This is a genomic window from Aquiflexum balticum DSM 16537 (assembly GCF_900176595.1).
Lineage (GTDB): Bacteria > Bacteroidota > Bacteroidia > Cytophagales > Cyclobacteriaceae > Aquiflexum > Aquiflexum balticum.
The window spans coordinates 4,087,885-4,099,352 of record NZ_LT838813.1; the positions used below are offsets into that span (position 1 = coordinate 4,087,885).

8 protein-coding genes are annotated in these 11,468 nt (G+C 38.8%); 5 read left to right on the forward strand and 3 right to left on the reverse strand.

Features of this window, described 5'->3' with window-relative positions; all coding sequences use genetic code 11:
* Nucleotides 1–87: 87 nt before the first annotated feature.
* Nucleotides 88–1,359, forward strand: a complete 1,272-nt coding sequence (locus tag B9A52_RS17255) for an MFS transporter (protein ID WP_084121653.1) — start codon at nucleotides 88–90, stop codon at nucleotides 1,357–1,359.
* 178 nt (nucleotides 1,360–1,537) lie between these two features.
* Here the strand turns inward: B9A52_RS17255 and B9A52_RS17260 are convergent, their stop codons facing one another.
* On the reverse strand, nucleotides 1,538–4,189 hold the full coding sequence (locus B9A52_RS17260) for a c-type cytochrome (protein WP_084121654.1): 2,652 nt from the start codon (nucleotides 4,187–4,189) through the stop codon (nucleotides 1,538–1,540).
* A 685-nt stretch (nucleotides 4,190–4,874) separates the two neighbouring features.
* Between B9A52_RS17260 and B9A52_RS17265 the strand changes: the two genes are divergently transcribed.
* The 4 genes from B9A52_RS17265 to fucP all read left to right on the forward strand — a co-directional run bounded on the left by B9A52_RS17265 (nucleotide 4,875) and on the right by fucP (nucleotide 8,821).
* A complete protein-coding gene (locus tag B9A52_RS17265) occupies nucleotides 4,875–5,657 on the forward strand; it encodes an SDR family NAD(P)-dependent oxidoreductase (protein WP_231955291.1) in 783 nt (260 codons plus the stop codon).
* Between the two features lie 140 nt (nucleotides 5,658–5,797).
* The gene (locus B9A52_RS17270; protein ID WP_084121655.1) at nucleotides 5,798–6,655 is read left to right on the forward strand and encodes a fumarylacetoacetate hydrolase family protein; all 858 of its coding nucleotides are present in this window, start codon (nucleotides 5,798–5,800) and stop codon (nucleotides 6,653–6,655) included.
* A 29-nt stretch (nucleotides 6,656–6,684) separates the two neighbouring features.
* Entirely contained in the window at nucleotides 6,685–7,473 is a 789-nt protein-coding gene (locus B9A52_RS17275) for an L-fucose dehydrogenase (RefSeq protein WP_084121656.1), read from the forward strand.
* Between the two features lie 46 nt (nucleotides 7,474–7,519).
* Nucleotides 7,520–8,821: an L-fucose:H+ symporter permease gene (gene fucP, locus B9A52_RS17280; RefSeq protein WP_084121657.1), complete on the forward strand. Its 1,302-nt coding sequence runs from the start codon at nucleotides 7,520–7,522 to the stop codon at nucleotides 8,819–8,821.
* Nucleotides 8,822–9,031: 210 nt separating this feature from the next.
* Here the strand turns inward: fucP and B9A52_RS17285 are convergent, their stop codons facing one another.
* Together B9A52_RS17285 and B9A52_RS17290 are read right to left on the reverse strand one after the other, a co-directional pair.
* Entirely contained in the window at nucleotides 9,032–10,375 is a 1,344-nt protein-coding gene (locus B9A52_RS17285) for a transposase (protein ID WP_231955293.1), read from the reverse strand.
* A 166-nt stretch (nucleotides 10,376–10,541) separates the two neighbouring features.
* Nucleotides 10,542–11,441, reverse strand: a complete 900-nt coding sequence (locus B9A52_RS17290) for a hydroxypyruvate isomerase family protein (protein WP_084121658.1) — start codon at nucleotides 11,439–11,441, stop codon at nucleotides 10,542–10,544.
* Nucleotides 11,442–11,468 lie beyond the last annotated feature (27 nt).

Sequence of the window (11,468 nt, forward strand, 5' to 3'; positions counted from 1 at the left end):
ATTAGGGATATTGAATTATTCAAGTTCTGCATCTCAATGCAATATTGATTGATAGACTATTATTTTGATAAGATAAAGTTAAACCCCATGAATGGAAAAATAAATAAAAGTGCTTTATTCACTGGAAGTTGTTTTGCCCTAATAACGACGGCATTTTCTTTTTCCATAAGGGCAGGAGTTCTGCCTCAATTTGCCGAACAATTTGGACTTTCCGCAGAACAATTGGGTTTCATCAATTCAATGTGGTTTTTAGGTTTCCCCATTTCAATGGTTATAGGTGGATTGGTTTACCATTCATTTGGTCCAAAGAACATTATGATCGTAGCATTCGTGGCTCATTCTCTGGGAATTATATTGACCATTTATGCTGGGGGCTACGTTATATTGCTTTTATCAACGCTATTGATAGGTATTGGAAATGGCTGTACAGAAGCTGCCTGCAACCCCATGATTGCAGATACATATTCTGGAGTAAAAATGAATAAAATGCTTAATCGCTTCCATATGTGGTTTCCTGGTGGGATAATTTTGGGAGCTATCCTCTCCAAATTCATGACGGACTTTGAATTTGGTTGGCAACTACAAATCTGGATAATTATGATCCCAACAATTATTTATGCCGCTTTATTTTACGGAAAATCATTTCCGAAACCAAAAATTCAAGGAGCAAATTCCCTTTTTGAAAACCTGAAGGCGATGGCAAGCCCCCTTTACATTTTTTTGTTCTGCTGTATGGCATTGACCGCTATTACAGAATTTGGTCCCAATCAATGGGTAAATATTGTCTTAAGCTATAGTGGAGCTGATGCGATGCTTATTTTAGCTCTGATTAGCGGGGTGATGGTAGTGGGCAGATTTTTTGCTGGTCCCATAGTTAAAGGATTGGGTCAGACAGGAGTACTTTTGTTTTCTTCATTATTGGCCACCATAGGTATTTATATGTTTAGCACTGTAACTGGATTTATGGCATATGGGGCCGCAATTATATTTGCATTGGGGATATGTTATTTCTGGCCCATAATGATTGGAATAGTAGCTCAAAGAGTTCCTTTAAGCAGTGCATTTGGAATGTCGGTGATTGGAGGAATAGGTTTTTTTTCCACCTCCATTTTTCAGCCAATAATAGGTAAATGGATTGATGATTCTCGGATAAAATACATGGCTGAGGGATTTTCAGGTGATGCATTAGAATTGGCAGCTGGCCAGGATACGTTGGGCAAAATGGTTATATTTCCTGCTATTTTAATTGTGCTTTTTTTAATTCTTTTTTTCTGGCAAAAAAACTATGGAGAACCCCAGTTGAATAAAAAATCGAAAATTCAAATAATATTCACAGAGAAGGAATTTAATCCTTTGTGAAATTTTACCAAGCTGGGGCATTAAAGCCAATGAAATTGATCAATTAATGTCAAGGATGAACTCTGGTGTTTTTCACTTCCCATAGAAACTAATCATACCTCAAATTTTCAAATATGTAGGGTTAACGGTGAAGTTTTCATGACTTTTGGTAAAGCCTGGAAATATTTTCAATTACAATTTATTGATAAACCTCATGGTTTGGATTGCCACCGGAAATCAGGTAAGCCATCAAATCCTTTAATTCTTCTTCATTTAATCTGTTGATCAGTCCAGGCATCATGACCGAAATCTCTGACAGTTTTTTGCTTGTCACATCATTTTTTGTGATCTCCCTTATTGATTGAGGGTCAAAAGGATTTTGTGAAATGTAATATTTCTCTTTATCCTCATTGATCAGCTTGCCCAATACAGAACTGCCATCTGCCAGATAGAATATAGTTGATGCATATTGGTCGCTGATGACAGCATTTGGGTTAATGGTCGATTCCAATATGTCTTTTGGAGAAAATCGTGTTCCCAACTGAGATAAATTCGGCCCCACTACACCTCCTTCACCTTGCATGGTATGACATGAAAGACACAAAGTGGCCGCAAACATTGCTTTTCCTTTTACCAGATCGCGGCTTTTTAAACCCTCCAATAAAGTTATAGCTTCTTCAACCGTCCAGTTTTTTCCAGGTCCCTGAGGTTGTATTTCAGAAATCAATAAATCATTGCCATTTTGAGTTAAGAGAGAAGCACCCGATAATTCATTAAAATAATCATATTCTTCTTTGCTAACCTGGGATAGTGCCATTTTTCTCGCACGATCAATGAATCCAACGTAACTAAATCCCCCTTTGTAATGAAATGCATTTCGTATCCATTGAAAATAATCCTCTCTAAGTTGCGGAGTCCAACCCACTTTTGCATTTGCCAAAACGATAGCAAAATAAGATTGCTGTGATGGTGGCATATTTGAAAGCATGCTGGCAATATCCAGACCATATTGAGGATTTCTTAAAATCAAATCAGAGGATGTAGTATATGTCTTTTGGTAATCTGCATCATCTTTAGCGACCTTCAGTTGGGCAACAATTTTTTCAACAGCATCAGGAGCATCCAGATGGACCAAGATCTTACTTAATAACTGGTCAAGGTTATTGTTATTGGAAGGGAAATGCGGATTGAGGTAATTGATTAATCGATTTTTTATGTCATTTGAAGGGATCCCTTGCCTGAATAAACTCAACTCAATAGTCCTGAGCAAGTTTAATTGATCTGAATGAGACAATTGTCCATAATTGATAGCCATAACCGATTCGAGAATTTTTGGTTGGAGATTTTTGTCCCCCATTCGCACTAGCGAGATCAACGCTTGAGTTAATGTTATGGGGTTTTTTTCGACCAAAGCTTTTTCCTGCCAGTCTTTGACAGGCTGATGTTCAATGGCAATCCTTGCAGCATATTGTATAAACCTATCTTCATGCTTAAGGTAAGGCCAGACAAAATCAACTGCTCCTGCCTTCGGTCCACCGCTATGGAACTCTTCTAGTTTTCTCCTGATCTGATGTGCTTCAGACAATTCTTTTGGTTTATTTTCTGATAAAGACTCTTCTTGCTTGCCTGTATAGTATACCCTGTAGACATCAGACTGTAGTTTTCTTCCACCTGTCATAAAATACATAGCGCCGTCAGGACCAATGATGCCATCTGTAAGTGGGAGTGGGGATCCGGAAATAAACTCCTCAGCAGTACCAGAGTAGGTAGCTCCTGAAGGTTCAAGGTGTACCGCATAAATAATCCCAAAACTCCAGTCAAAAGCAAATAAAGCTTTCCTGTATTTCTCCGGAAAATTTGACCCTGTTCCAAACATCACATTGGTTGGGGAGCCCTGTCCAATATTCAAAGTCGCCGGTACATTGTCTGGATATTCCGGTGACCATTTTTGATTCCCAGTTCTCCATCCAAATTCACTTCCACTAGTAACATGGCAAATCCTAATAGGTCTGTACCAAGGCAAACCTAAATCATATTCCAAATCGGAATCAAAGGTAAATAAATCACCTGACTCGTTAAATGCAAGGTCATATGGGTTTCTGAAACCTGCGCTTATCAGTTCCCAGTGTTTACCCTCCGGGTCAATTTTGGCTATCCAGCCTCCAGGAGCTAATCTGGTACTTGCGTGGCCCCAAGGGTCTTTGATTTCGGGGAAAATATTGTCCTCATCCCAAACTCGTGGTAAGCGATATGCGTCCATTTCATGTACGTCAACTAGATTGCCTGCCATCATATAAATGGATTGTTTATCGGGTGAGAGTACCATGCTGTGCGGACCATGCTCTCCCTGATACCCCTGAAGGGCTTTAATCAAAGTAATAGAATCATATTGATCATCCCCATTTGTATCCTGAAGTCTATATAGTCCCATAACTTTATCAAAATCCTCATTTGGATTATTATTTACCATAACATACAAACTGTTGAATGCATATAATACTCCATGACCATAACCCATTCCCAGTTTGCCCTCATCTTTCCCCACTTTGAGTTCCTCTACTTTTGGAGCGAGATCTTTCGAACCAATTGGAGGTATTTCTAGCCTGTAGAGTGCCCCATATTGATCTGTGGCAATCATCCTCCCTTTATTATCGAAAGTCATCCCTACCCAGGAGCCTTGGCCATTTTCTGCAGGACTAAATAAATGTTCTACTACAAATCCAGCTGGAACCTTAAGCTTAGCCACTTTTGGGTCAAGGGCTTCTATTTCAACTGGTTTTTTTCCACAAGAAAAAAAAACTAATATCAGAAGGAGGGATATTGATTTTACAATTGAATTTTTTGTCAGCATTTGGTTTATTTTGATAAGTTTATTCTTTTTGAATTTTAGGGGTTGTATTATATTTCAATTTTTGAATTAAAAAGGAAAGGTAAATATTGAAGTATAAATTAATTATAATCAAAACTAGTGGGACCAAATCCTAAGTGCCACCAATAAAATAACAAAACATAATACGAATCTTGCCTAAATGGTTGAATTTTTGAGAATAGTGCGAATTTTCAATTTGTATTTAGATACAAGATTGAATTTAACTAGTAATCAAGATTAAGTTTGATTTCAAAGTCAGAAGTAAATCGGAGGCACATCAATTTACTTTAAAGTATAAAAAATGTTCCAATTTTTTAAGAATTTGCCACTACCTGATTTTATCAGTCTTGAAGATGTTGCATTGGAAATCCACCAAAAGTTTGTAGTGTAAATGGATTTAAATAAAAGAAACAGTTTCAAATTGCTAATGTATAATTTTTTGGGTACGGGGAAAATTGTGGATAAATAAGTTCGATCAAGCAAAATTAGTATTACGCATTGATGAATTTCAGGTAGTTCTAAAAAAGTTGAGTCATTAATTTTACACAATATCATAAAGCTAAAAAAACATTAATGATTACCTCACAGCTTTATTTTCTTTTTTAAGGTAAGACAATTTCGATATGTTGATTTATGAAGCAAATAATAAAAAATAAACTTGATGAAAATGAAAAGTCCCGAAATGGAAAATAACAGTAAGAAAAGGGTGGTAATCACAGGCGGTGCTAGTGGCATAGGTTTGGCAATAACTGAATTATTTGCAAAAAAAGGACATTTTGTGTTCTTTCTGGATTTCAACTCTGTTGCTAGTCAACAAGTTACTTCTTCATTAAAAAAAAAAGGATGGAATGTTCAATTTATTCAGACCGATGTATCCGACTTTCAAAGTGTTAAAGAGGCTTTCAGGCAAATGCCGGAAAAAATTGATGTTTTGGTAAATAATGCCGGCATATCCCATGTAGGAAATCTGGAGGATACAACAGAAGAGGATTTTGAACGGCTTTTTCAGGTAAATGCAAAGGGTGTTTTTACCTGCTCACAAGAAGCAATATCCAAACTTAAAGCAAACGGAGGGGGAACCATAATTAACATGTGTTCCGTGGCCGCCACTATGGGAATACCAGATCGTTTTGCTTATTCGATGACCAAAGGAGCAGTACTTGCTATGACGGTTTCCATTGCCAGGGATTATGTGACTGACCTGATCCGTTGCAATTGTATTTCACCCGGACGGGTGCATACCCCCTTTGTTGATGGTTTTCTTGCTAAAAACTATCCGGGAAAAGAAAAGGAAATGTTTGAAAAACTGGCTGCATCTCAACCCATTGGAAGGATGGGAAAACCTGAGGAAATAGCTGGATTGGTATATTATCTTGCTTCAGATGAAGCTTCATTTATTACAGGGAGTAACTTCCCTATTGATGGGGGGTTCTTAGGGCTCAAAGTATAAAGACAATAGGTAATTATCAATTTTCTCTTAAAATATTCCTCGAATTTCTAGGTCATAAATTATTTTGACAAAAGTCAAGGATACTGAAATTTATAGTATAAGAAGGATTAATAACAATAGTGAGTAATAAAAAATGAAATATGAAACTACTTAGATTTGGGGAAAAAGGAAATGAAAAACCTGGTATTGAAATAAACAAAAAATGGTTGGACTGTTCAGCTTTTGGAGAAGATTGGTCAGAGGATTTTTTTGAAAATAAGGGCTTGGAAAGACTTAAAATTTGGGTTGATTCAAACATAGATAAATTACAGGACATCGATAAGAAAACCAGATTAGCGTCCCCGATAAAAAGACCTTCAAAAATCATTTGTGTTGGTTTAAACTATTCTCTTCATGCCAAAGAAAGCGGTATGCCTTTACCTGAGGTCCCAATTCTTTTTATGAAAGCAACATCTTCTCTATGTGGACCAAATGATGCCATTATTATCCCAAAAAATTCAACTAAAACTGATTGGGAAGTGGAACTTGCTGTGGTTATCGGAAAGAAAGCCACTTATGTTAAAAAAGAAAATGCAATGGATTATGTGGCCGGTTATTGTCTCCACAATGATGTCAGTGAAAGAGATTTCCAATTACATCACGGAGGTCAATGGGTTAAAGGAAAAAGTTCAGACCATTTTGCCCCACTTGGACCTTTTTTGGTGACAAAAGATGAAATCAAAGACCCGCATAATCTGAGACTTTGGCTGAAAGTAAATGGGCAAATGATGCAGGATAGCAATACTTCTGATCTTGTATTTAATATCCCGACCCTTGTTTCTTACATCAGTCAGTACATGAGTCTGCTACCAGGGGATATCATATCTACCGGAACTCCGTCAGGGGTTGGTTTAGGACTTAAGCCGCCTCGTTACCTAGGTCATGGTGATGAGGTAGAATTGGGTATTGATGGATTGGGATCGGCAAAACAGCAAGCTTTGGATTTCGACAATGTCTGATTCAAAGAAATAATTAAAACCATATCAATATGGAATTGAACCTGGAAAATAAAGTGTTTCTGATTTCTGGAGGGGCCAAAGGTATTGGAGCTGCCATCAGTAGAACCATTGTACAGGAGGGGGGAATAGCAGTCATCATTGACCCATCAAAAGAAGCAGGAGCAAACCTGTTCCAAGATCTGGTATCAGAAAATAAAAAAGTCTATCATATACCATTAAGGTTATTAGAAGCTGAACATTCCAAGGAGGCTGTTGATTTAACCGTCAGCCGCTTTGGAAGAATAGATGGTGTTGTAAACAATGCAGGTGCTAATGATGGAATCGGTTTGGAGCATGGGTCACCAGTAGCATTTAGAAAATCTGTAGAAAAGAACTTGGGGCATTATTATGATCTGGTTCACTTTGCACTACCGTTTCTAAAATCATCCAAAGGGAGTATTGTAAACATCAGCAGCAAAACTGCCATTACAGGTCAGGGGAACACAAGCGGCTATACAGCAGCTAAAGGTGCCCAACTATCCCTGACCAGAGAATGGGCGGTGGAATTATTGCCCTATGGTATTAGGGTAAATGCGGTAATCCCTGCCGAAGTTATGACTCCCTTATACCAAAAATGGCTTGATACATTTGATCATCCAGAAGAGCAACTTAACCTGATTGAAAATAGAATTCCATTAGAGAAAAGAATGACTACTCCTCAGGAAATTGCCAATATGGTAATTTTCCTTTTATCTGACAGGTCCTCTCATACCACGGGACAACTGCTTTATGTAGATGGAGGTTATACCCACTTAGATCGAGCCATTGGGAGAAAGTAAATTTTGACTCAAATTAGAATCAGTTAGTCGGAATGATAAGTGCTAAATGAAAAAGAAAACCTTGATCCCAAAAAATTTACTAATCCCTTTTGCATTGATTACATCTCTTTTTGCATTGTGGGGTTTTGCGAATGATATTACCAATCCGATGGTTGCGGCTTTTAAACGGGTATTGGAATTGAACAATGTCCAGGCATCTTTGGTACAGATGGCATTTTATGGGGGATATTTTACCATGGCACTGCCTGCGGCGATATTTATAAAAAAATATAGCTACAAGGTTGGAGTACTGATTGGATTGGGGCTGTATGCATTTGGGGCATTGTTGTTCTACCCGGCTGCAGCTTGGGAAAGTTATTTCTTTTTCCTAATGGCCTTATACATCCTCACTTTTGGTTTAGCATTTTTGGAAACTACAGCCAACCCCTATGTCCTATCCATGGGACCTGAAGAAACGGCAACCCAACGATTGAATTTTGCACAGGCTTTCAATCCTATGGGCGCTTTGGCGGGTTTGTTTGTCGCCAAAGAATACATCCTCAATGAATTGCAATCCAATAATGTCGATGTGGATGGAAATCTGATTTATACCACGCTCGACGAAACCTCAAAAGCCATTATCCGAACCAATGACCTTTTGGTCATCAGAAACCCCTATGTGATGTTAGGCATGGTGGTCATAGCTTTGGCTTTAGTGATCTTTATGGTCAAAATGCCGGAAAACAAATCCAAAAATGGATCAATTGATTTTTGGCCTTCCATGAAAAGACTGTTCAAAAAACCTCAATTCGTAGAAGGAGTCGTTGCCCAGATGTTTTATGTGGGAGCCCAAATCATGGTCTGGACTTATATCTATCAATATGCTGAAACTTTGGGGATTGACAATGCTTCGGCAGTGAATTATGCCTATACGGCTTTGATCCTGTTTTTGGTGGGGAGATGGATCTGTACTTATCTTTTACGCTACTTCTCTCCTCCTAGATTATTGCTCTATTTCTCCATATTGGCCATTTGTTTTACTTTGGGAGCCATATTTATCCAAGGCATGTTAGGACTTTATTCCCTTGTGGGTATTTCACTTTCCATGTCTTTGATGTTCCCTACCATATATGGAATAGCATTGGAAGGGCTAGGAGAAGATGGGAAATATGGTGCAGCATTTTTGGTAATGGCGATTGTGGGTGGTGCCATTATGCCGACCCTACAGGGAGTAATCCTGGATTTCGGTGGCCCTGCCTATGACGATATCAGAATCTTAGGAGTTCCTGAGGTCAATTTTTCCTTTGTGTTGCCTATGGTTTGTTTTATAGTGGTTGGGATATTTGCACGGAGGAGGTTGTACCCATGAAATTAAATTAGGCCTTCTTGGAAAATTCCTTCGGAATTGAGAGGTAGGGTTAAAACTAAACCCTACTTTCTTTTTCTCTTTGGTTTTCAGATGATTTTGAAGTCAATTTTGGTACGGGAAAGTACAATTTTTTCTTTCACACATATGAAATAAGCGGGTCATTTATAGCATGGACACACTTATCCCATGAAGATGTCTCCGATTGTGTTTTTAGGCAGCTTTTTGTTCCGGCGGGCTTTCCGTTTCAGCTCTTCTTTTGGCTATCTTGACAGCATTGGCTGCCATTATCCCGAAAAATATCGCAAACTTCTCCCTTTTATCTCCTTTTACCCTGATTTTCCTCAGTCCGTAGAATTCTTTGTTTGTACCGAACACACCCTCCATTACTGTAGCCCTCTGTCTGGATATTTCGGAGCTGAGTATTTTTTCTGCCCTCTCATGTTTTTTGGGGCCTTTTTTGGGGAAACAGGTGAAAATCCTGTTGGCAGTACAGAAACTCCGGTTTTTGTTTGTGGCGTAAATCCTGTCCGCCCCAAGCTGGTTTACAGGACCGAAAAATCTCCTGTGTTTGGCCACGGAAAGCTTAAGTCTTGTACATTCGTTGAAGGCATTGAAATCAAGTTTGTCTATAAAAGTGAGTCCGTCCACCTGAAGGATATGGGCTTTGGCCCCGAACTCAACAGGCCTGTTTTCTTTTCCCCTCACAATGGGTCTAAGATAAGGTTTGTGCAGGGAAACTATTCTGTCTTTTAAAGCCGAAGGCGGATTGTCCAACAAAAACTCCTGCTGGCGGTGAACCTTTTTTATCACTGCAAACCTTGCAAAATCCTTCAATCCAAGATCTGCGCCCTTATTACTGTCGAGGATCTGCTGGAGTTGGCCGATCCCTTTACCGAGCAGATAAACGAGTGCTTTTCTTCTTCTGAGCGTTTCCCTGAAACTGTTTTTCCTTTTTCTGGAATAAGCCATATGGGCAATTCTCTGCTCCCTGAATTTAGATCTTGGTCTTTTGATTCCCAGATGGGAACAGAGTCTGAACAGCTGTTTTTCAAAAACCCACTCACAGCTTTCCCACAGCAGTTTGACATCAGTCGGAAACCGTATGTATGATTCATAACAGGTAGCGTCCATCAGCAATACGTGGGTATTGTTTACGTCACGCTTCCAGTGGCCGATAAGGACTTCCTGAAGTCTCTCCCATTCGCAGTGTTTTTCAAGATATGCCCTGACCCTGGTCATGATGGTCATGTCTTTGATCTGCTGGTTTTCGGCCAGTACTTTGCCGCAAAAATACTGTAAGGCCCAGTCTGTGTTGTAGCGCTCCAACAATTGCCTGTCACTGGTGTTGAGATAAGCCTTCAGGAACATGAGTGCAAACATTCCTTTGCCACCGAACCAGCTTGGTGCACCTCTTCCGGAGCGTTCTTCGGGAAGGCAGGAAACCAGATCATCCCAGGGGATGGAATCATGTATCTGGCCCAACAATGAATTCTTGAAAAAATGATATTTTGGAGAATATCCGTCGAAGTCTTTGAAAAGAGGAAGCTGAATCATAACTTTAATTGTATTTAAGTCTGCAACCTTAAAATACAAAAAAGAAAACCCCGAAAAAAGCTCAAAACAGCCAAATTCGGGGTTTTTGTGTTATGTTTTTGTTAAGTTATTGACTGACAATCAGAGTCTTAAGGGATTCGCAAGAAGCCCTAAATTAATAATTAAATCAAACATCACAAATCTCAACTCCCTGCTTTAAAGAAGCCAATTTATCGGATCTTTTGGGAACAAACTCTTGCCCCAAAAAGCCGGAATATCCGGTTTCAAGAATCGCTCTAATTATTGCGGGATAATATAATTCCTGCGTTTCATCAATTTCATTTCTACCAGGAACACCCCCAGTATGATAATGAGAAATGTATGAATGGTACTTTTTGATGGTGGAAATAACATCTCCTTCCATAATTTGCATGTGGTATATATCATAAAGAAGTTTGATATTTTCTGAACCTACAGCCTTACATAAATCCACTCCCCAGGAGGTATGATCTGCTTGGTAGTCTTTATGTCCGGTAACTTTACTATTAAGTAGTTCCATACATAAAATTATCCCATGTTTTTCAGCAACCGGAATAATCCTTTTCAAACCTACAGCGCAATTTTCCAAGCCTTTCCTATCGTCTAATCCGTTACGATTACCGGAAAAACAGATGATTTGCTTAAATCCCGCTTGTGCTACTTTTGGAATTAAATCTTCATAACTTTTCACCAATTCGTCATGATAATCTGGATTGTTGAAACCCTTTTCAATTCCCATTCCAGCACCCCAAGGCATCGCTGAGGTCAACCCATATTTTTTTAAAATAGGCCACTCCTCTGGTCCAACTAATTCAATTGACTTAATACCTATTTCAACAGAGGCCTTACACAATTCTTCTAAGGGAATATCATGATAACACCAACGACATACAGAATGCTTGATCCTACCTTTCAAACTTTTTTCTAAAGTGTCCTCCATGGCCTGCAACCGATTGGAAATAGTTAAACCCAATGCACTCAATGTTGCTGAACATGCAATTGCTTTCAAGCTTTTTCGTCTGGAAAATTTAAAGTTCTGGGTTGTCATGATTAAGGCTATCTAGTTTTATATCTA